Source organism: Brevundimonas sp. NPDC090276, assembly GCF_044772165.1.
GTDB lineage: Bacteria > Pseudomonadota > Alphaproteobacteria > Caulobacterales > Caulobacteraceae > Brevundimonas.
Map to the genome: position 1 here is coordinate 20,674 of NZ_JBIVYK010000004.1, position 21,019 is coordinate 41,692.

The 21,019-nt window shown below is 65.0% G+C and carries 14 protein-coding genes; 10 read left to right on the plus strand and 4 right to left on the minus strand.

Annotated elements, in window-relative coordinates; genetic code table 11:
* Window positions 1-20 precede the first annotated feature (20 nt).
* The 4 genes from ACIQTU_RS15305 to ACIQTU_RS15320 all read left to right on the plus strand — a co-directional run bounded on the left by ACIQTU_RS15305 (window position 21) and on the right by ACIQTU_RS15320 (window position 2,657).
* Window positions 21-578, plus strand: coding sequence for a DUF2059 domain-containing protein (locus ACIQTU_RS15305; RefSeq protein WP_400549075.1), 558 nt, complete (start codon window positions 21-23; stop codon window positions 576-578).
* 296 nt (window positions 579-874) lie between these two features.
* Window positions 875-1,390, plus strand: coding sequence for a 50S ribosomal protein L10 (rplJ, locus tag ACIQTU_RS15310; protein ID WP_207826342.1), 516 nt, complete (start codon window positions 875-877; stop codon window positions 1,388-1,390).
* Between the two features lie 55 nt (window positions 1,391-1,445).
* Window positions 1,446-1,826: a 50S ribosomal protein L7/L12 gene (rplL, locus tag ACIQTU_RS15315; protein WP_207826344.1), complete on the plus strand. Its 381-nt coding sequence runs from the start codon at window positions 1,446-1,448 to the stop codon at window positions 1,824-1,826.
* A gap of 150 nt (window positions 1,827-1,976) precedes the next feature.
* Window positions 1,977-2,657 carry a type 1 glutamine amidotransferase domain-containing protein gene (locus ACIQTU_RS15320; protein WP_400549080.1) on the plus strand — a complete coding sequence of 227 codons (681 nt, stop codon included), beginning with the start codon at window positions 1,977-1,979 and terminating at the stop codon, window positions 2,655-2,657.
* A 60-nt stretch (window positions 2,658-2,717) separates the two neighbouring features.
* Here the strand turns inward: ACIQTU_RS15320 and ACIQTU_RS15325 are convergent, their stop codons facing one another.
* The 3 genes from ACIQTU_RS15325 to ACIQTU_RS15335 form a co-directional block, all read right to left on the minus strand.
* Complete coding sequence (locus ACIQTU_RS15325; protein WP_400549083.1) at window positions 2,718-4,697, minus strand: M61 family metallopeptidase; 1,980 nt, start codon at window positions 4,695-4,697, stop codon at window positions 2,718-2,720.
* Window positions 4,698-4,747: 50 nt separating this feature from the next.
* Complete coding sequence (locus ACIQTU_RS15330) at window positions 4,748-6,691, minus strand: M61 family metallopeptidase (RefSeq protein WP_400549085.1); 1,944 nt, start codon at window positions 6,689-6,691, stop codon at window positions 4,748-4,750.
* Between the two features lie 99 nt (window positions 6,692-6,790).
* A complete protein-coding gene (locus ACIQTU_RS15335) occupies window positions 6,791-7,312 on the minus strand; it encodes an FKBP-type peptidyl-prolyl cis-trans isomerase (protein ID WP_400549088.1) in 522 nt (173 codons plus the stop codon).
* Between the two features lie 317 nt (window positions 7,313-7,629).
* On the opposite strand from ACIQTU_RS15335, the gene rpoB reads away from it, so the two are divergent.
* Both rpoB and rpoC read left to right on the plus strand, forming a co-directional pair.
* Window positions 7,630-11,745, plus strand: a complete 4,116-nt coding sequence (gene rpoB / locus ACIQTU_RS15340) for a DNA-directed RNA polymerase subunit beta (RefSeq protein WP_400549091.1) — start codon at window positions 7,630-7,632, stop codon at window positions 11,743-11,745.
* A 100-nt stretch (window positions 11,746-11,845) separates the two neighbouring features.
* Window positions 11,846-16,042 carry a DNA-directed RNA polymerase subunit beta' gene (rpoC, locus tag ACIQTU_RS15345; RefSeq protein WP_400549093.1) on the plus strand — a complete coding sequence of 1,399 codons (4,197 nt, stop codon included), beginning with the start codon at window positions 11,846-11,848 and terminating at the stop codon, window positions 16,040-16,042.
* A 95-nt stretch (window positions 16,043-16,137) separates the two neighbouring features.
* On the opposite strand, the gene ACIQTU_RS15350 is transcribed toward rpoC, so the two are convergent.
* Complete coding sequence (locus tag ACIQTU_RS15350) at window positions 16,138-17,277, minus strand: hypothetical protein (RefSeq protein WP_400549096.1); 1,140 nt, start codon at window positions 17,275-17,277, stop codon at window positions 16,138-16,140.
* 378 nt (window positions 17,278-17,655) lie between these two features.
* Here ACIQTU_RS15350 and rpsL point away from each other — a divergent pair, with 378 nt between their 5' ends.
* The 4 genes from rpsL to ACIQTU_RS15370 all read left to right on the plus strand — a co-directional run.
* Window positions 17,656-18,030: a 30S ribosomal protein S12 gene (gene rpsL / locus ACIQTU_RS15355; RefSeq protein WP_008260482.1), complete on the plus strand. Its 375-nt coding sequence runs from the start codon at window positions 17,656-17,658 to the stop codon at window positions 18,028-18,030.
* A gap of 78 nt (window positions 18,031-18,108) precedes the next feature.
* The gene (rpsG, locus tag ACIQTU_RS15360) at window positions 18,109-18,582 is read left to right on the plus strand and encodes a 30S ribosomal protein S7 (protein WP_400549101.1); all 474 of its coding nucleotides are present in this window, start codon (window positions 18,109-18,111) and stop codon (window positions 18,580-18,582) included.
* Between the two features lie 151 nt (window positions 18,583-18,733).
* Window positions 18,734-20,812: an elongation factor G gene (gene fusA, locus ACIQTU_RS15365; RefSeq protein ID WP_400549104.1), complete on the plus strand. Its 2,079-nt coding sequence runs from the start codon at window positions 18,734-18,736 to the stop codon at window positions 20,810-20,812.
* A 112-nt stretch (window positions 20,813-20,924) separates the two neighbouring features.
* On the plus strand, window positions 20,925-21,019 hold a 95-nt coding region (locus ACIQTU_RS15370; RefSeq protein WP_132095103.1), incomplete at its 3' end, for a GTP-binding protein.

A 21,019-nucleotide genomic window follows, 5' to 3' on the forward strand; every position in this document is an offset into this window, starting at 1 on the left:
GCCGCCCCATTGGAGGGGCTATGCATAATCTCAATCTGATCATCGCCGTTTCGGCTTTTCTGCTGGCGGGGACGGCCCAGGCTCAGGACGAGGCTCGGCCTCAACCTTCGGCGTCTGGACTGGTGCGCGTGGTGATGCAGGACGACCCGCGTCCGGCCCTGGCTGACAGGCTGGTTCGGTTGACCCTGCGCGGCATGGACAAGTTCACTCAGGAAACCATCACGCAGCAGTTGGAAGCCGCCGGCGACGCCATGCCGGAAGATCAGCAGCGCTGGCTGCGCCGCAATGCGCCTTCGATCGTCGAGACAAATCTGCGTCCGATGATCGCCACCATCACCCAAGAGTATGCTGCGCGCTTCTCCGAGGCGGAACTGAACGCCCTGATCGCCTTCTATGACGGGCCTATGGGGCAGGACATCGCGCGCAAGCAGATGGAGTTGGGCGGCTCATTGGGCGAGGCTATGCAGACCTTCCAGGTCAGTTTCCTGACCGAGTTGATGACCAAGTTCTGTGGCGAGTTCGATTGCAAGGGACAGGAGGTCAAGGGCGCGCCCTCGGCAAAGGCTCCGCGCCATTGATTTCCCCGCTCAGCCGTGTATAGAGCGCGGCTTCTCGTCAGGGCTTCGGCCTTGGCGGATCCTGTCCGAGAACTTCGGGACGTGGGGGCCGCCTGCGTCATAATCGTCCAGAGAGCCCTCTGGCGCCGTGGGGAGATGGGGATGCAAAGACCTTCATCCAGCCGTTTTCGGCCGGATAGGCCTGCTTCCTTCGGACAATAAGACCGGCCTGAACGCTGTGCAGCGATGCATGGCGCTTAAGCCAAATCCGTCGTCGGGAATTAGCCCGGCGGCGAATACCAAAACTGGAGACCGCAATGGACCGCGCACAAAAAGCCGAGTCGATCGAATCGCTGAAAAGCGTGTTCGCCGACGCGGGCGCCGTGGTCGTGACCCACAACCTGGGTCTGACCGTTGCGGAGATGGAAGACCTGCGTGGTCGCCTTCGTAAAGAAGGCGGCGCGTTCAAGGTGGTGAAGAACCGTCTGGCGCTGAAGGCGCTGGGCGTCGAGGAAGGCTCTGCCTACCACGATCTGTTCAAGGGTCCGGTGGGCATCGCCTACGCCGCTGATCCGGTCACCGCTGCGAAGGTCGCGGCTGAATTCGCCAAGGGCAACGACAAGTTCAAGCTCATCGGCGGTTTCATGGGCGACAAGGTGCTGGACGCTGCTGGCGTCGACGCCCTGTCCAAGCTGCCGTCGCTGGACCAACTGCGTGGCAAGCTGATCGGCCTGCTGCAAGCCCCGGCGACCAAGGTCGCTGGCGTTCTGCAAGCACCCGCCGGCCAACTGGCTCGCGTCTTCAACGCGTACGCGACCAAAGACGCCGCCTAAGCCTCGTCATCTCTGCATATCTCTCTGAACCTCATCCTACCGAAGGAAGACTAAAATGGCTGATCTCGCCAAGATCGTTGAAGAACTGTCGGCTCTGACCGTCCTGGAAGCCGCTGAACTGTCGAAGCTGCTGGAAGACAAGTGGGGCGTCTCGGCCGCCGCTCCGGTCGCCGTCGCCGTCGCCGGTGGCGCCGCTGCTCCGGCTGAAGCCGCTGAAGAGCAAACCGAGTTCACCGTTGTCCTGGTTGACGGCGGCGACAAGAAGATCAACGTGATCAAGGAAGTCCGCGGCGTCCGTACGGACCTGGGCCTGAAGGAAGCTAAGGACCTGGTCGAAGGCGCTCCGCAGAACGTCGTCGAGAACGTCTCGAAGCAAGTCGCTGAAGAGCTGAAGAAGAAGCTCGAAGAAGCCGGCGCCAAGATCCAGATCAAGTAAGATCGGATTTTGCGCTTCGGCCTTCGGGCCGAGGCTCAGACTTCAAGGAACGGGCCTGAGGGAAACCTCCGGCCCGTTTTCTTTTGGACGCGTCTGGCGAGGCGGGCAGGGCGGGACCATCTGTGCAGCCTCACACAAGGATGCGCCCCCATGAAGATCCTGATGGTTCTGACCTCGCACGATCAACTCGGCGACACCGGCCACAAGACCGGCTTCTGGCTGGAGGAGTTCGCCGCCCCCTATTACGCGCTGAAGGATGCGGGGGCCGAGGTCGTCATCGCCTCGCCCAAGGGCGGGCAGCCGCCGCTGGACCCCAAGAGCGACGCCGAGGACGCCCAGAGCGAGGACACCCGTCGCTTCAAGACCGACGCCGAGGCGCAGGCTGCGCTGGCGACCACGCTGAGGCTGGCCGATGTGCAGGCTGAGGATTTCGACGCTGTCTTCTATCCCGGCGGTCACGGACCGCTGTGGGATCTGGCTAATGATCCCGTCTCTATCCGCTTGATCGAGGCCGCCGCCGCCGCCGGGACGCCGACGGGCTTCGTCTGTCATGCGCCGGGCGTGCTGAAGGATGTGAAGGGTGCGGACGGGCAGCCATTGGTCAAGGGGCGGGCTGTCACGGGCTTCACCAACAGCGAGGAGGAGGCTGTGGGTCTGACCCAGGTGGTGCCCTTTCTGGTCGAAGACGTGTTGGCGGCCAAGGGCGGGCGCTTCAGCAAGGGGCCGGACTGGGGCTCATACGTCCTGACCGACGGGACGCTGGTCACGGGGCAGAACCCGGCCTCGTCGCGGGAAGCCGCCGAGGCCCTGCTGAAGCTGCTGAAGGCCTAACCGATATGAAGAAGGCCCGGGATCGCTCCCGGGCCTTTTCAGTTTCTAGCGGCGCCCCGTTTAGCGACGGCGCGGGCTGAGGATGTCGCCGATGCGGTCCGGCGTGCCGGGGATGCGTTCCAGGCGCGGGTAGCGCAGGCCGTCGTGATAGTCGAACGCGACGGTGCGGTAGCGGTCGCCGTTCTTGAGCAGAAGGCTGATCGGCTTGTCCGTACCCTTGGCGGCGGTAACGGCGTCCCGCAGGACCTCGGCTGAGGCGGCGCGGTCGTTGACGGCGACCAGTTCCCAGCCAGGACCGATGTCGGCCGCGAAGGCGCGACCGCCCCAGCGAATGCCCGTTAGCTTGTTCGACGAGGACAGGGTGAAGCCCAGAGAGTATTGGAAGTCCTTGTCCCAACCCGACTGGATGCGCTTTTCACCGGCGTTCAGGCTGTCGGTGTAGGTCAGGCGGTAGCCGCCGCGCGCCAGGCCGTCCAGCGGAGCCTTGGCGTCCGGGCCGCTGGCGTCCAGACGGGTGCGCAGGAAGGTCGCCCAGTCGTGCGGATGGACGGCGTTCAGGGCCGCGACCACGTCGTCGAAGGTATAGCCACGCGGGGCATACGAGCCGTCGTCGCCGCCGAAGAAGCCCTTGGCGAAGTCGTCCAGCGACTTCTTGCCGTTGGTCGCTTCACGAATGAGGGTGTCAGCGTCCAGCCAGATCAGCAGGGACTCACGGTAATAGTCGCCGGTGCCGCGCATCCAGGACGAATAGGGATTGCTGGTGCGGTAGCCGAGCAGGTTGTGGTTGTTGACGTCCTGCAGCGGACGCCACTCGCGGCCCGGCTGGTTGTCATAGAAGGCGGCGTTCTCGGCCAGGCTGACCAGGATGTCGTCCTTGGAGGCCAGACCCGAGCGGGCGGTCAGGACGTCGCCCCAGTATTCCGTCTGGCCCTCATAGACCCACAGAAGGGTGTTCTGGGTCGGGATGTTGTGGTTGGCGGTCAGCTCGTCGGCGGGGCGCTGGCGCTTGCCGTTCCAGGCGTGGACAAACTCGTGCGGCAGCAGGCCGACGGCGCCCAGGTCCTTGCCCCAGTTGGTGAAGAAGTCCGTCGGGACCGAGTTCTCGGATGAGCGGTGATGCTCCAGCCCGATGCCGCCCATCTTGGACGTGGCGGCGACCAGGAAGTCGTAGCGGTCGTAGGGACGGGCGCCGAACAGGCGGTCGGTCTGGGTGACCAGGTTCTCGAACCAGGCGATCTGTTCGGCGGTCGGGGCGATGTTCTTGGCTGCGTCGGCCACGATGTTCAGGTGGACGGACTCGCCCCGGGGATCGATCTCGATGCGCTGATAGTGGGCGCCGCCGAACAGGGGGCTGTCGATCAGGGTGTAGAGGTCGGTCGGGCGGAAGGTCGCCACCCCGTTCTCATAGCGCTCGGTGTCCAGAGCCACCCCGTACTTCCAGCCTTCAGGTAGACGGATCGAGGGAGCGAAGGTGATGCCGGTCGAGCGGTAGCCGGCGGGATAGAGCAGGGCCTTTTCCCATTGCAGGTTGACCATTTCGGGGGTCATGACGACGCGCCAGGTCGAGCTGTCGGGCTGGGTCAGCCACTGGAACTCGACCACGATCTCGCTGACACCCTGGGGCACATTGATGTGAAAGGCGTAGGGGTCGATGGTGTCGCGCAGCCAGTCGATCCGCTTGCCGCCGCTGGTCACGGTCACGCCCGAGATCAGCTGGATCGGGCCGGTGGCGGCGTGGTTGCCGGGCAGGAACTTGGGATAGAGCAGCACCAGCGGGCCCGCCGTAACCGGGATGGTCTGGCGGACGCGGACGATCTTCCGCTCCACGTCGGTGGCGTCGACCTCATACTTGATGACGCCGGGGTAGGTCTCGGCGGTCGGGGCCGGGATCGGCGGCAGGGCGCGGGGCAGGCCCAGGGGCGTGTTCTGGGGCGTGGGCGCGGCCGGCGCCTGCGGGCCGGTCCACTGTTGGGCAAGCGCGGTCGAGGCGACCGAGGTCAACAACAGGGCGAGGGCGGCGGCAGGCAGGCGTCGGGTCATCGGGTATCCAGAACTCAGAGGTAATCAGGCGTAAGGCTTGGCAGGCGGCGTCAGCGACGGCGAGGCGACAGGATGTCGCCCAGCCGGTCCGGCGTGCCCTCGATCCGCTCCAGATGGGGGTAGCGCAGGCCGCCGTGGTAGTCGAAGCGGACGGTCTTGAAGCGGTCGCCGTTCTTGAGGATCAGCTCGATCGGGTCGGTCGATCCCTTGGCGGCGGTGATGGCCTCCTTGAGGGCGTCAGCCGAGGCGGCGCGACCGCCGACGGCGACCACTTCCCAGCCGGAGGTCAGGCCCTGCTCGAAGGCCGGACCGCCCCACAGGACCGAGGTGATCCGGTTGGAGCCGTTCATCATGAAGCCGAGCGAGTAGGTGAAGTCGTTGCGGCCCAGCTCCTTGTGCAGGGCGCCCATGTAGCCGGACGGCTGCTCCTTGAAGACCAGGCGGTAGCCGCCGCGTTCGATGCCGTCCAGCGGGCCGCGCGAGGCGGGGCCGACCGCGTCCAGACGTTCGCGCAGGAAGGCGGGCCAGTTGTTCGCCTGCACCCCGTTCAGGGTCGAGGTGACGGTGTCAAAGGTGTAGGGAGCCGGGTTCCAGTTGCCGTCCTCGACGCCGAAGAAGGCCTTGGCGAAGTCGTCCAGCGACTTCTTGCCGCCCGTCTGTTCGCGGATCAGGGTGTCGGCGTCGAGCCAGATCAGCGAGCCTTCGCGATAGTAGTCCTCGCTGCGTTGGTAGCTGCCCCAGGGCTGCGGGCGGCGCTGGCTGATGATCGGATCGTTAGTGGTGTCCTGCATGGCGCGCCACTGGCGGCCGGGGATGTTCTGGAAGCTGGCGGCGGTCATGGCCAGGACGTCCAGGGCCTGCTGCTTGCTCATCAGGCCCGCGCGGGCGGTCAGCACCAGGCCCCAGTATTGCGTCTGCCCCTCATAGACCCAGAGCAGGGAGTTCTGCAGCGGCTCGTTGAGGTTCGGCGTCACTTGGTCGGCGGGGCGGCGCCACTTGCCGTTCCAGCTGTGGGTATATTCGTGACCCAGCAGGTCGCGGTCGGCCAGGGTGCCTTCGCGGTCGGTGAAGTATTTGGGGTCGACGCTGTTCTCGGACGAGCGCTGATGCTCCAGACCGATGCCGCCCAGCTTGTCCGTCACGGCCAGCAGGAAATCATAGTGGTCATAGTGGCGGGCGCCGAACAGGCGGTCGGCCTGCTGGACCAGGTTGCGGTGCAGTTGAATATGCTCGTCGGTGGCTTCCAGCATCTGGGCCGTGTCGGCCACGACATTGAGGCGGACCGGCGAGCGGCCACCGGGATCCAGGTCGATCTGGCGGTAGTGCTGCCCCGCGAAGACGGGGCTGTCGGCCAGGTGGTCGAGGGTGATGGGGGCGAAGGTCGCCAGGCCGTTCTCGAAGCTGACGGTGTCGAGCCCGGCGCCGTAGTTCCAGCCGGCGGGCAGCTTCAGCGTCGGCTTGAAGGTGATCTGACGCGAGTAGTAGCCCGCCGGATAGAGCAGGGCCTTCTCCCACTGGATGTTCAGCATCTCGGGCGTGACGACGACGCGGCCCTGATTGCCCTCGATCGGCGTCAGCCACTGGAAGGCGACCTCGATCTGGTTGACGCCAGCGGGGACCTCGATCTGATAGGCCCAGGGCTGGACCGTGTTGCGGACCCACTCCAGGCGCTGGCCGTTGGCGGTGAAAGTCAGCCCGCCGACGTTGGCGACGGGACCGGCGGGGCTGTGGTTGCCCGGCAGCCATTGCGGATAGAGCAGGACCATGGGCCCGGCTTGCGTGACCGGAATGGTCTGGCGCACCTGGACCAGGCGGCGGTCGATGTCAGTGGCATCCACGTCGATGCCGATGACACCCGGGTAGGCGACGTCGCGCGGGGTCGGGATGGGGGCCAGGGCGACGGGCAGGGCGGGCGTGCCGACCTGAGCCAGGGCGGGCGCGCTCATCGAGATCAGCAGGGCGGCGGCGCTGACGGCCAGGGTGAAACGCTTCATGTCAGTGGGTATCCGGCGGCGGCCACCCCAACGCGGCCCGAGCTGGGCCGCAGATCACAATTCGTCGCACCCGGCGTCAAGCCGTATGACGAAGCTGTGTCAGCCCGCCGGGGTCACTTCCAGCAGTTCGACTGTGAAGCGCAGGACCGAGTTGGCGGGGATCTCCGTGCCCATCCAGCGGGGGCCGTAGGCCAAGTCGGCGGGGATGACGAACTCGTAGGTCTCGCCCGTGCGCATCAGGGCGACACCTTCGGTCCAGCCCTTGATGACGCGGTTCAGCGGGAAGCTGGCCGGTTCGTTGCGCGAATATGAACTGTCGAACTCGCGACCGTCGATGAAGGTGCCGCGGTAGTGGACCTTGACCGTGTCGGCGGCGGTTGGCTGGACGCCGTTGGGCCTGGCCTTGCCGACGCGGCGGTACTGCAGGCCCGAGGGCGTGGTGGTCCAGCCGCGCTGCTGGCCGTTCCACATCAGATAGGCGGCCTGACCGACTTCCCAGTTTTCCTGGGTGGCGGGGCCTTGCGGCACGACCTGCGCGGTCGTGGCGGGCGCCGAGGCGCAGGCCGACAGGGTCAGGGCGAGGGCGGTCGCGACGAGCGCGGGCAGGGCGATACGGTTCATAAGGCTAGGCTTATCACGGTGATCGAAACTGTCACCTACCTGCGTTGTGGGCCTTTATTTCGCCGTCGATCAGCGTATATATGCCGCTCCGCAGATTCCATGAATCCCGCGCAAAAGCGCCGAGGCCCGGTTTGTCGCCCTCCGACCGGTGCGCAGGCGTCGCTCCTTTCCCAAGGAGCGGGCATATCAGGCGTCCTGGTCCCGCAGCGGATCGAGGGTGGGCGCCGAGAGAACTTACGGTCACGGATCGCCGGTCGGCGCGCCGTGGCTGCTGCATTGACGTCGGGCCTTCATCGGCTCGCGATTGGGAAAACAGAATGGCAAACTCCACTGACGGTCTCGCCCTGGGTAAGATCGCCTCCGCCACCTCGTTCACCGGAAAGAAGCGTATTCGTCACTCGTTCGGGCGTATCCCCGAAGCGGTGAAGATGCCGAACCTGATCGAGGTTCAGCGCGCTTCTTACGAGCAGTTCCTGCAGCGCGAAGTGCGCAGCGGTCTGCGTAAGGAGCAGGGCATCGAGGCGGTCTTCAAGTCGGTCTTCCCGATCAAGGACTTCAACGAGCGCGCCGTCCTGGAGTACGTGTCCTACGAGTTCGAGGACCCCAAGTACGACGTCGAAGAGTGCATTCAGCGCGACATGACCTATGCCGCGCCGCTGAAGGTCAAGCTGCGCCTGATCGTCTTTGAGACCGAGGAAGAAACGGGCGCCCGTTCGGTCAAGGATATCAAGGAGCAGGACGTCTACATGGGCGACATCCCGCTCATGACGGACAAGGGCACCTTCATCGTCAACGGCACCGAGCGCGTGATCGTCTCGCAGATGCACCGTTCGCCGGGCGTCTTCTTCGACCACGACAAGGGCAAGACCCACTCGTCGGGCAAGCTGCTGTTCGCCGCGCGCGTCATTCCCTATCGCGGCTCGTGGCTGGACTTCGAGTTCGACGCCAAGGACGTGGTCTACGTCCGTATCGACCGTCGTCGTAAACTGCCGGCCACCAGCTTCCTGCTGGCCCTGGGCATGGACGGCGAGGAAATCCTCAAGACCTTCTACGAGACCGTGCCCTACGAGAAGCGCGGCGAGGGCTGGGTCACCCCCTACAAGCCCGAGCGTTGGCGCGGCGTGAAGCCGGAGTTCGACTTGGTCGACGCCGACACCGGTGAAGTGGTCGCGCAAGCCGGCCAGAAGATCAGCGCCCGCGCCGCCAAGAAGCTGGCCGACGGCGGCCTGACGTCGCTGTCGCTGGCCGCTGACGCCCTGCTGACCAAGTATCTGGCCGCTGACGCCGTCAACTACGAAACCGGCGAGATCTACGCCGAGGCCGGCGACGAGCTGGACGCCGAGGCAATCGCTCTGCTGGAAGAGCACGGCTTCACCACCATCGACGTGCTGGACATCGACCACGTCACGGTCGGCGCATACATGCGCAACACCCTGCGCGTGGACAAGAACACGGGCCGTGAAGACGCCCTGTTCGACATCTATCGCGTCATGCGTCCGGGCGAGCCGCCGACCCCGGAAGCCGCCGAAGCGATGTTCAACTCGCTGTTCTTCGACGCCGAGCGCTACGACCTGTCGGCCGTCGGCCGCGTGAAGATGAACATGCGTCTGGAAACCCCCGAGGTTTCGGACGAAATCCGCGTCCTGCAAAAGGACGACGTGCTGAAGGTGCTGCAGATCCTGGTCGGCCTGAAGGACGGCCGCGGCGAGATCGACGACATCGACAACCTGGGCAACCGTCGCGTGCGCTCGGTCGGCGAGCTGCTGGAAAACCAGTACCGCGTCGGTCTGCTGCGCATGGAGCGCGCCATCAAGGAGCGCATGAGCTCGGTCGATATCGACACGGTCATGCCGCACGACCTGATCAACGCCAAGCCGGCTGCCGCCGCCGTGCGTGAATTCTTCGGCTCGTCGCAGCTGTCGCAGTTCATGGACCAGACCAACCCACTGTCGGAAATCACCCACAAGCGTCGCCTTTCGGCGCTTGGCCCGGGCGGTCTGACCCGTGAGCGCGCCGGCTTCGAAGTCCGCGACGTTCACCCGACCCACTACGGCCGTATCTGCCCGATCGAAACGCCGGAAGGCCCGAACATCGGTCTGATCAACTCGCTGGCCACCCACGCGCGCGTCAACAAATACGGCTTCATCGAGAGCCCCTATCGTCGCGTGAAGGACGGCAAGGCCACGGACGAGGTGGTCTACATCTCGGCCATGGAAGAGGCGAAGCACGTTATCGCCCAGTCCAACATCGAGCTGAAGGCAGGTGAGATCGTCGAGGACCTGGTCCCCGGCCGGATCAACGGTGAATCCCAGCTGCTGACCAAGGCCGACGTCGACATGATGGACGTGTCGCCGAAACAGGTCGTTTCGGTCGCTGCGGCCCTGATCCCCTTCCTGGAAAACGACGACGCCAACCGCGCACTGATGGGCGCCAACATGCAACGTCAGGCCGTGCCTCTGGTGCAGTCGGACGCGCCGCTGGTCGGCACCGGCATGGAAGCGGTCGTGGCCGTGGACTCCGGCGCTGTCGTGATCGCCCGTCGTGACGGCGTGGTCGAGCAGATCGACGGCACGCGTATCGTTCTGCGCGCCACCGGCGACGTGGACGCCGGCCGCTCGGGCGTCGACATCTACCGCCTGTCGAAGTTCCAGCGCTCCAACCAGTCGACCTGCATCAACCAGCGCCCGATCGTGCGCGTGGGCGATGAAGTGAAGGCCGGCGATGTGATCGCTGACGGCCCGTCGACGGACCTGGGCGAACTGGCCCTGGGCCGCAACGTCCTGGTCGCCTACATGCCCTGGAACGGCTACAACTTCGAAGACTCCATCCTGATCTCCGAGCGCATCGTGCGCGACGACATCTTCACCTCCATCCACCTCGAGGAATTCGAAGTGATGGCGCGTGATACGAAGCTTGGGCCGGAAGAAATCACCCGCGACATCCCGAACGTCGGCGAGGAAGCCCTGCGCAACCTCGACGAAGCGGGCATCGTGGCCATCGGCGCCGAAGTCCAGCCGGGCGACATCCTGTGCGGCAAGGTCACGCCGAAGGGCGAAAGCCCGATGACGCCGGAAGAGAAGCTGCTGCGCGCCATCTTCGGCGAGAAGGCTTCGGACGTCCGCGACACCTCGCTGCGTCTGCCGCCCGGCGTCGCCGGCACGGTCGTCGACGTGCGCGTCTTCAACCGTCACGGCGTCGACAAGGATGAACGCGCGGTCGCCATCGAACGCGCCGAAATCGAACGCCTCGGCAAGGACCGCGACGATGAGCTCAAGATCCTTGAGCGCAACGTCTATGGCCGCCTGAAGCCGCTGCTGCTCGGCAAGGACGCCGTCTCGGGCCCGAAGGGCATGGGCCGCGGCGAAGTGACCGAAGAGAAGCTGGCCGAAGTGTCCAAGGGCCTGTGGTGGCAGGTCGCCCTCGACGACGAGAAGGCGATGGGCGAACTCGAGGCCATGAAGAAGCAGTTCGAGGACGCCCGTAAGGCGCTCGACCGTCGCTTCGAAGACAAGGTCGAGAAGCTGCAGCGCGGCGACGAGCTGCCGCCGGGCGTCATGAAGATGGTCAAGGTCTTCGTGGCCGTGAAGCGCAAGCTGCAGCCGGGCGACAAGATGGCCGGCCGTCACGGGAACAAGGGCGTCATCTCCAAGATCCTGCCGATCGAGGACATGCCGCACCTGGACGACGGCACCCACGTCGATATCGTTCTGAACCCGCTGGGCGTGCCTTCGCGCATGAACATCGGTCAGATCTTCGAAACCCACCTGGGTTGGGCCGCCGCCGGTCTCGGCAAGCAGATCAAGGGTCTGCTGGACGAGTGGATGGACGGCGGTCTGCGCGAGGCTTTGGTCACGCGTCTGACCGAGATCTACGGCGCCGACACGCCTCTGCCGGAATCGGATGAGGACCTGATCGAGCTGGCTCAGAACCTGGCCAAGGGCGTGCCCTTCGCGACCCCGGTCTTCGACGGCGCGCACATCTCTGACATCGAGGACCTGCTGGAAACGGCTGGCCTGGACCGTTCGGGCCAGTCGATCCTGTTCGACGGTCAGACGGGCGAGCAGTTCAAGCGTCCGGTCACGGTCGGCTATGTGTACATGCTGAAGCTGCACCACCTGGTCGACGACAAGATCCACGCCCGCTCCATTGGCCCGTACTCGCTCGTCACCCAGCAGCCGCTGGGCGGTAAGGCGCAGTTCGGCGGTCAGCGCTTCGGGGAAATGGAGGTCTGGGCTCTGGAAGCCTACGGCGCCGCCTACACCCTGCAGGAAATGCTGACGGTGAAGTCCGACGACGTGGCCGGCCGTACCAAGGTCTACGAAGCGATCGTCCGCGGCGACGACAGCTTCGAAGCCGGCATTCCCGAGAGCTTCAACGTTCTCATCAAGGAAATGCGCTCGCTGGGCCTGAACGTGGAGCTGGAGAACAGCTGATCGGAAACAAAGCCCTCTCCCGCACGGCGGGGGAGGGCGGTCCGAACGCCTCTCCTCTCTGAATGAATTTTCGCGGGGCATTCCCGCAGAAGGAAAAAAGATGAACCAGGAAGTCCTGAACATCTTCAACCCGGTCCCGGTCACGCCGACCTTCGACCAGATCAAGATCGCCCTGGCCTCGCCGGAGAAGATCCGGTCGTGGTCGTTCGGCGAGATCAAGAAGCCGGAAACCATCAACTACCGCACGTTCAAGCCCGAGCGTGATGGCCTGTTCTGCGCCCGTATCTTTGGCCCGACCAAGGACTACGAATGCCTGTGCGGCAAGTACAAGCGCATGAAGTACAAGGGCATCATCTGCGAGAAGTGCGGCGTTGAAGTCACGCTGGCTCGCGTTCGCCGCGAGCGCATGGGTCACATCGACCTGGCCGCCCCGGTCGCCCACATCTGGTTCCTGAAGTCGCTGCCGTCGCGCATCTCGCTGATGCTGGACATGGCGCTGAAGGACGTGGAACGCGTCCTTTACTTCGAAAACTACATCGTCACCGAGCCCGGCCTGACCCCGCTGAAGCAGAACCAGCTGCTGACGGAAGACGAGTTCTATCGCTACCAGGAAGAGTACGGCGACGACGGCTTCACGGCTGAGATCGGCGCCGAGGCCGTCCGCAACCTGCTGATGGGCATCGACCTGAACGCCGAGGCCGAGCGCCACCGCGGTGAGCTGGCCGACAACCCGTCGGAAATGAAGGCCAAGAAGGCGTCCAAGCGCCTGAAGCTGATCGAGGCCTTCCTCGAGTCGGGCAACAAGCCCGAGTGGATGATCCTGACGATCGTCCCGGTCATCCCGCCGGAACTGCGTCCGCTGGTGCCGCTGGACGGCGGCCGTTTCGCCACGTCGGACCTGAACGACCTCTATCGCCGGGTCATCAACCGTAACAACCGCCTGAAGCGCCTGATCGAGCTGCGCGCGCCCGATATCATCATCCGTAACGAAAAGCGGATGCTGCAGGAGTCGGTCGACGCCTTGTTCGACAACGGCCGTCGCGGTCGCGTGATCACGGGCGCCAACAAGCGTCCGCTGAAGTCGCTGGCCGACATGCTGAAGGGCAAGCAGGGTCGCTTCCGTCAGAACCTGCTGGGCAAGCGCGTCGACTACTCGGGCCGTTCGGTCATCACCGTGGGCCCCGAGCTGAAGCTGCACGAGTGCGGCCTGCCGAAGAAGATGGCGCTCGAGCTGTTCAAGCCCTTCATCTATGCGCGTCTGGACGCCAAGGGCCTGTCGGGCACCGTCAAGCAGTCCAAGCGCATGGTCGAGCGCGAGCAGCCGCAGGTCTGGGACATCCTTGAAGAAGTGATCCGGGAACACCCGGTGATGCTGAACCGCGCGCCGACGCTGCACCGTCTGGGCATCCAGGCGTTCGAGCCGAAGCTGATCGAGGGCAAGGCCATCCGCCTGCACCCGCTGGTCTGCACCGCCTTCAACGCCGACTTCGACGGCGACCAGATGGCTGTTCACGTTCCGCTGTCGCTGGAGGCGCAACTCGAAGCGCGCGTCCTGATGATGTCGACGAACAACATCCTGTCGCCCGCCAACGGCAAGCCGATCATCGTGCCGTCGCAGGACATCGTCCTGGGTCTGTACTACCTGTCGCTGGTGAAGGACGGTCAGCCGGGCGAAGGCAAGCTGTTCGCCAACATGGGTGAAATCGACGCCGCCCTGGACGCTCAGGTCGTCAAGCTGCACACCAAGATCAAGGCCCGCTGGACCGAGATGAATGCGGCTGGCGAGGAGATCACCAAGGTGATCGACACGACCCCGGGCCGGATGAAGCTGGGCGCTCTGCTGCCGCTGAACCCGAACATCGGCTACCACCTGCTCGACAAGAACCTGACCAAGAAGGAAATCGGTAACCTGATCGATCAGGTCTATCGTCACTGCGGTCAGAAGGCGACGGTCATCTTCGCCGACCAGATGATGCAGCTGGGCTTCCGCGAAGCCGCCAAGGCCGGCATTTCTGTTGGTAAGGACGACATCGTCATCCCCGCCAAGAAGGAAGCCCTGGTCAACGAAACCCGCACCCAGGTCGAGGAGTACGAGCAACAGTACGCCGACGGTCTGATCACCAAGGGTGAGAAGTACAACAAGGTCGTCGACGCCTGGGCCAAGGCCACGGACAAGATCGCTGACGAGATGATGGGCGAAATCGCCCAGCCCCGCGTCCTGATCAAGGGCCAGGAGCCGGACATCAACTCCGTCTTCATGATGGCCAACTCCGGTGCCCGTGGTTCGCAGGCCCAGATGAAGCAGCTGGGCGGCATGCGCGGCCTGATGGCTAAGCCCTCGGGCGAGATCATCGAGACGCCGATTATCTCGAACTTCAAGGAAGGCCTGACCGTCCTTGAATACTTCAACTCCACCCACGGCGCCCGTAAGGGTCTGGCCGACACCGCTCTGAAGACTGCCAACTCGGGTTACCTGACCCGTCGTCTGGTGGATGTGGCGCAGGACTCCATCGTCACCGAGGAAGACTGCGGCTCGACGCGCGGCATCACCCTGCGCGCCGTTGTCGAAGGCGGCGACGTGCTGGTTTCGCTGGGCCAACGTGTTCTGGGTCGCTATGCGGCCGAGGACATCAAGGAGCCGGGCGGCGACACGGTTCTCTTCCCCGCGGACACCTACCTGCAGGAAGAAGAGATCGAGGTCATCGACAAGGCCGGCGTCCAGTCGATCAAGGTCCGTTCGGCCCTGACCTGTGAAGCCGAAGCCGGCATCTGCGGCATGTGCTACGGTCGCGACCTGGCGCGCGGCACCAACGTCAATATCGGCGAAGCGGTCGGCGTCATCGCCGCCCAGTCGATCGGCGAGCCGGGCACCCAGCTGACGATGCGTACCTTCCACATCGGCGGTACGGCCCAGGTGGCGGAAACCTCGTTCTACGAGGCGACCAACGCCGGTACGGCCAAGATCGTCGGCCCGACCGTCGTCGCCGCGCATGGCGATCTGGTGGCCCTGAGCCGCAACGTGGTCGTGGTCGTGGTCGTCGATGGCAAGGACCGCGAGACCCACAAGGTCCCGTACGGCGCCCGTATCCGCGTCAAGGAAGGCGCCGACATCGCCAAGGGCCAACGTCTGGCGGAGTGGGACCCCTACACCACCCCGATCCTGACCGAAGTCGGCGGCGTCGTTCGCTTCGAAGACCTGGTCGACGGCCTGTCGGTCCGCGAAGAAACCGACGAAGCGACGGGCATCGCCCAGCGCGTGGTTTCCGATTGGCGCGCCAGCCCCCGCGGCTCGGACCTGCGTCCGGCCATGGGCATCACGACCGGCGACACCTACGCCAAGCTGGCCTCGGGCTCTGACGCCCGCTACCTGCTGCCCGTGGGCGCCGTTCTGTCCGTGTCGAACGGCGACGAGGTCAAGCCGGGCGAGATCATCGCTCGTGTTCCGACCGAAGGCGCCAAGACCCGCGACATCACCGGCGGTCTGCCGCGCGTCGCCGAACTGTTCGAAGCTCGCCGTCCGAAGGACTGCGCCGTCATCGCCGAAATGGATGGCCGCGTTGAGTTCGGTCGCGACTACAAGAACAAGCGTCGCATCAAGATCACCCCGGAAGTGGACGCCGACGGCAACCAGGCCGAGGCAGTCGAGTTCCTGATCCCGAAGGGCAAGCACATCTCCGTCCACGACGGCGATCTGATCCAGAAGGGCGACTACATCATCGACGGCAACCCGGATCCGCACGACCTGCTGCGCATCCAGGGCGTCGAGGCGCTGGCCGAGTATCTGGTGAACGAAGTGCAGGAGGTCTACCGACTGCAGGGCGTGCCGATCAACGACAAGCACATCGAAGTCATCGTCCGTCAGATGCTGCAGAAGGTCGAGGTCATCGACTCCGGCGAAACCACCCTCATCCGTGGCGACACGGTCGAAGTGGCTGAGGCGGTGTTCGAGAACGCCAAGGTCGAGAAGCGCGGCGGCCGTCTGGCCATCACGCAGCCGGTTCTGCTGGGCATCACCAAGGCGTCGCTGCAAACGCGCAGCTTCATCTCGGCGGCGTCCTTCCAGGAAACCACGCGCGTCCTCACCGAGGCTTCGGTCCACGGCAAGAAGGACATGCTGGAAGGCCTGAAGGAAAACGTCATTGTCGGCCGTCTGATCCCGGCAGGCACGGGCGCCTATCTGCGCTCGTTGCAGAAGCTGGCGAACCAGCGCGACGCCGAACTGACGCAGGCTCGCGAAGACGCCATCGAGCCGCTGCCGGCCGATTTGGCCCTGGAACTGGAAAAGTCGGACGACTGATCCGTTTGGGAACTGAAGACTGAATAGGGGCGGCGCTGGAGACAGCGCCGCTCTTTTCTTTTGGGCCTATCGTCCTCCAAGCTGCTTGAGGCTGGCTAGCGTCGAGGGTCCGGCAACTTGTTGCTGTCCTGCTGGACGTTGGTGGTGGCGCCCTGACGCATCGACGGGTCGAGGTGGGCGCCTGCGCAGCCCGTGCCGAAGTTCGAGCCGGGGCATTCCTGGGGCGGCATGACGCCGACACCGCCGGATAGAGGACGGCGCTGCGCCTCGTAGCGCTGCATCTCGCGGGCGCCTTCACGGGCGAAGCGGGCGTCGCGAGCGGCGTTGCCGCTGCCAGTGATGGGACGCTGAGCGCCTTCGGCGGCGCGTGCATTGAATCTGTCCTCGCAGATGTCGCGCTCGCCCCGAGTGAGGACGCCGGTTGACGGGCAGCCGGCGGGCGAGACGCGCAAGGCGCGGGCGTTGCGGCCGTCTTGCCCTTCGGGGGCGAACCGCCAGGCGTCCGTGATGCCACCTGCAGCCGGCGCTGGGGCTCCGCTCGGGGCAGGCGCCGCCATGCGCGGAGCCGGAGCCGAGGGCAGGCCGCTGGCGGCCTCCGCCTCCTCCTCATCCTTGTTCTTGGCCGGGCGCGCCGGCAGTGCCGGTGTGGCGCGGCTCGGCGCGCTCTCGGTAACCGTCAGGGGCGGCGCGGGGCTTAGCGACGGCGCGACGGGCAGTGTCACGACTGGCGCGACGATCGGGGCGGGAACGGGAACCGGAGCAGGGACCGTCAGAGTGGGCGTGGGCGCCAGAGCTGGTGTCGGCGCCGGGGCAGGGATGGCCTGCGCAGCAGGCAGCGGCCTGGACGGCGCGGGAACCGGGACCGTCACGGCAATAGGAGTCGGTGCGGGCAGAGGGGCAGGGAGCGGCAGAGGCTCCCGGGCTTCAGCCTCGCTAGGGACCGGGGGCTGGGTCTGCGGCTGGACCAAGGGCTCGACCGGGCGGACAGGTTCGGGTGGCTGGGGGCGCGGTCGCCACTGGGACGGCAGGGGCGGGCGTTCGATCTCTAGCTGAATGATCGGAGGCAGCGGGCGCTCGACAGGGTGATCCTCGTCTGCCGCCAGCAGGATCATCGACCCCAGGACCGTGACGTGAAGGGCAAGCGAGGTCGCCATCATCAGGCCGCGCCGCAATCCGGGGCGAGGGCGCAGGGCGGGGCGGCGGGCCGAGGGGCGGGTCAGCACGGCGGCGGTCATGGCGACTCCTGCATCTGAGGTGATGATGCAAAGACAAGCGTGGCGATATAGGGGCGTGTTTTTGCCGTTCGCGCAACGACGATCCGTGTGTCGGGCGGGGAGCCAGGGGTGAATCACTTGACGCGTTCACCCATCACGCGTACATCGCGCGCACTTTCGAGACGTGGGCGGTTCGCTGTCTGTCGAGATCGTGACAATTGAACGGACGGGCTGTGCCCGCCGGAACGCCCAAAGCGCGCGTTCCGGCTTTTTCGTTTGGCTGTTTCGGCTCGCTCGAAAACAACACCCGGGCGTCGTTTCGGCGAGGTCCAAAAGAAGGCTCATGAGGCGCCCCGGCCGACAGGCACACGCCTCCATATCGAAAAGAGACCAAATCGTATGCCTACGATCAATCAGCTGATCCGCAAGCCGCGCAAGCCCAAGCCTACCCGTAACAAGGTCCCGGCTCTGGAAGGTTCGCCCCAGCGTCGCGGCGTTTGCACCCGCGTCTACACCACGACCCCGAAGAAGCCGAACTCGGCTCTGCGTAAGGTCGCCAAGGTCCGTCTGGCCAAGAACGGCTATGAAGCCGTTTGCTACATCCCCGGCGAAGGCCACAACCTGCAGGAGCACTCGGTCGTGCTGATCCGCGGCGGCCGCGTGAAGGACTTGCCCGGCGTTCGCTACCACATCCTGCGCGGCGTGCTCGACACGCAAGGCGTCAAGGACCGCAAGCAGCGTCGTTCGCACTACGGCGCCAAGCGTCCGAAGTAAGCGAACCGCTTTCAGGCCTGCTGGTCTGGACCCTCAGAGATTTTCCCGGCGTCTGCCGGGCACTGCAAGGAATAACCCATGTCGCGTCGTCACCGCGCCCAGAAGCGTGAAGTTCTGCCGGATCCCAAGTTCGGCGATCTGATCGTCACCAAGTTCATGAACTACGTCATGTACGAAGGTAAGAAGGCCGTCGCCGAGAACATCGTCTATGGCGCCTTCGATATCCTGGCCGAGAAGAAGAAAGACCACTCCGCGGTCGAAACCTTCCACGCCGCCCTCGACAACGTCGCTCCGTCGGTCGAAGTCCGTTCGCGCCGCGTCGGCGGCGCCACCTACCAGGTGCCGGTCGAAGTCCGCCCGGACCGTCGTCGCGCCCTGGCTATCCGTTGGTTGGTCAACGCCGCTCGCAAGCGCGGTGAAAACACCATGACGGAAAAGCTGGCTGCTGAGCTGCTGGACGCCTCGAACAACCGCGGCACCGCGGTCAAGAAGCGCGAAGACACGCACAAGATGGCCGAAGCCAACCGCGCCTTCAGCCACTACCGCTGGTAAGCGTCTTAAAACCGTCCCCCTTTGTACGTATGGGGACGGCGGCGTTCTAAAGACGATCCGGCGCGGGCGTTCAGACTGAACCGCCCGCGCCGTCATATCCGACACCAATGGGCGCTCGCCGCGTCCGGGAAGCAGCCCGAAGGCAACTCCAATGCCCCGCACACATAAAATCGAAGACTACCGCAACTTCGGCATCATGGCCCACATCGACGCGGGCAAGACGACGACGACCGAGCGGATCCTGTTCTACACCGGCAAGAACCACAAAATGGGTGAGACGCACGACGGCGCCTCGACCATGGACTGGATGGACCAGGAGCAGGAACGCGGCATCACCATCACGTCGGCCGCGACGACCGCCTTCTGGCGCGGCAAGCGCCTGAACATCATCGACACCCCCGGGCACGTGGACTTCACCATTGAAGTCGAGCGTTCGCTGCGCGTCCTCGACGGCGCTGTGACGGTGCTGGACGGCAACGCCGGCGTTGAGCCGCAAACCGAAACTGTCTGGCGCCAGGCCGACAAGTACAAGGTTCCGCGGATTGTCTTCGTCAACAAGATGGACAAGATCGGCGCCGACTTCGCCGCTTCGGTTCAGTCGATCCGCGACCGTCTGGGCGCCAAGGCTGTGCCGATCCAACTGCCGATCGGCGCTGAAAACCTGCTGAAGGGCGTGGTCGACCTGGTCGAGATGAAGGCCTACGTCTGGGAAACGGACACCGTTGGCGCCGACGCCGACATCCGCGAAATCCCCGCTGACATGGTCGAAGAGTGCGCCGCCGCTCGTCAGTACCTGATCGACAACGCTGTCGAACTCGACGACGACGCCATGGAAGCCTACCTGGGCGGCGAAGAGCCCTCGGTCGAAGTGCTGAAGAAGTGCATTCGTAAGGCTGTTCTGACCGGCGCCTTCTACCCGATCCTCGGCGGCTCGGCCTTCAAGAACAAGGGCGTTCAGCCCCTGCTCGACGCCGTCATCGACTACCTGCCGTCGCCGACCGACATCCCGGCCACCCCGGGCATCGACTACAAGACGGAAGAGCCGGTCACCCGTAAGGCTTCGGACGAAGAGCCCCTGTCGGTTCTGGCGTTCAAGATCATGGACGACCCCTTCGTCGGCTCGCTGACCTTCTGCCGCCTCTACTCGGGCGTCATGGAGACCGGCATGTCGCTGCTCAACTCGTCGCGTGACAAGAAAGAGCGCGTCGGCCGCATGCTGCAGATGCACTCGAACAACCGCGAGGACATCAAGGAAGCCTACGCCGGCGACATCGTCGCCCTGGCCGGCCTGAAGGAAACCCGCACCGGCGACACCCTGTGCGACCCGCTGAAGTCGCCCATCATCCTCGAGAAGATGGAATTCCCGGCGCCGGTGATCGAGATCTCGGTCGAGCCCAAGACCAAGGCCGACCAGGAGAAGCTGGGCGTGGCTCTGGCCAAGCTGGCTTCGGAAGACCCCTCCTTCACCGTCTCGACCGACCACGAGTCGGGCCAGACGATCCTGAAGGGCATGGGCGAGCTGCACCTGGACATCAAGGTCGACATCCTGAAGCGCACCTACAAGGTGGAAGCCAACATCGGCGCGCCGCAGGTGGCCTACCGTGAATCCCTGGGCCGCAAGGTCGACATCGACTACACGCACAAGAAGCAGACCGGCGGTACGGGCCAGTTCGCCCGCGTCATGATCACCTTCGAACCCGGTGAACCCGGTTCGGGCTTCGTGTTCGAGAACGCTATCGTCGGCGGCGCCGTGCCCAAGGAATACATCCCGGGCGTGGAAAAGGGCCTGACCTCGGCCAAGGAAAACGGCCTGCTGGCCGGCTTCCCGATGATCGATTTCAAGGCGACCCTGACGGACGGCAAGTTCCACGACGTCGACTCCAGCGTCCTGGCCTTCGAAATCGCGTCGCGCGCCGCCTTCCGCGAACTGAAGGAAAAGGGTTCGCCCAAGCTGCTCGAGCCGATCATGGCGGTTGAGGTCGTGACCCCCGAGGAATACCTCGGCTCGGTCATCGGCGACCTGAACGGCCGTCGCGGCATGATCCAGGGTCAAGACATGCGCGGCAACGCCATCGTCATCAACGCCTTCGTCCCGCTGGCGAACATGTTCGGCTACGTGAACACCCTGCGGGGCATGTCGCAAGGCCGCGCCCAGTTCACCATGCAGTACGATCACTACGAGCCGGTGCCGCAACACGTCGCCGACGAAGTGATCAAGAAGTACGCCTAAGTCCGTCATTTCGACGGACCCACTTGAAACCGGGGCGGTTTGACCACAAATCGCCCCGCCTATCCCCAAACCAAATGGACCCCCGGTTCGGGGACCCGCCAGGAGCTAGAGAATGGCCAAGGAAAAGTTCGAACGCACTAAGCCGCACTGCAACATCGGCACGATCGGCCACGTTGACCACGGCAAGACGACGCTGACGGCTGCGAT

Coding starts and splice junctions, on each gene's coding strand:
- ACIQTU_RS15335 (WP_400549088.1), bottom strand. CDS start 7,312: ATGAACCGTATCGCCCTGCCCGCGCTCGTCGCGACCGCCCTCGCCCTG.
- rplJ (WP_207826342.1), top strand. CDS start 875: ATGGACCGCGCACAAAAAGCCGAGTCGATCGAATCGCTGAAAAGCGTG.
- ACIQTU_RS15325 (WP_400549083.1), bottom strand. CDS start 4,697: ATGACCCGACGCCTGCCTGCCGCCGCCCTCGCCCTGTTGTTGACCTCG.
- rplL (WP_207826344.1), top strand. CDS start 1,446: ATGGCTGATCTCGCCAAGATCGTTGAAGAACTGTCGGCTCTGACCGTC.
- rpoB (WP_400549091.1), top strand. CDS start 7,630: ATGGCAAACTCCACTGACGGTCTCGCCCTGGGTAAGATCGCCTCCGCC.
- ACIQTU_RS15330 (WP_400549085.1), bottom strand. CDS start 6,691: ATGAAGCGTTTCACCCTGGCCGTCAGCGCCGCCGCCCTGCTGATCTCG.
- ACIQTU_RS15320 (WP_400549080.1), top strand. CDS start 1,977: ATGAAGATCCTGATGGTTCTGACCTCGCACGATCAACTCGGCGACACC.
- rpsL (WP_008260482.1), top strand. CDS start 17,656: ATGCCTACGATCAATCAGCTGATCCGCAAGCCGCGCAAGCCCAAGCCT.
- fusA (WP_400549104.1), top strand. CDS start 18,734: ATGCCCCGCACACATAAAATCGAAGACTACCGCAACTTCGGCATCATG.
- ACIQTU_RS15305 (WP_400549075.1), top strand. CDS start 21: ATGCATAATCTCAATCTGATCATCGCCGTTTCGGCTTTTCTGCTGGCG.
- rpsG (WP_400549101.1), top strand. CDS start 18,109: ATGTCGCGTCGTCACCGCGCCCAGAAGCGTGAAGTTCTGCCGGATCCC.
- ACIQTU_RS15350 (WP_400549096.1), bottom strand. CDS start 17,277: ATGACCGCCGCCGTGCTGACCCGCCCCTCGGCCCGCCGCCCCGCCCTG.
- rpoC (WP_400549093.1), top strand. CDS start 11,846: ATGAACCAGGAAGTCCTGAACATCTTCAACCCGGTCCCGGTCACGCCG.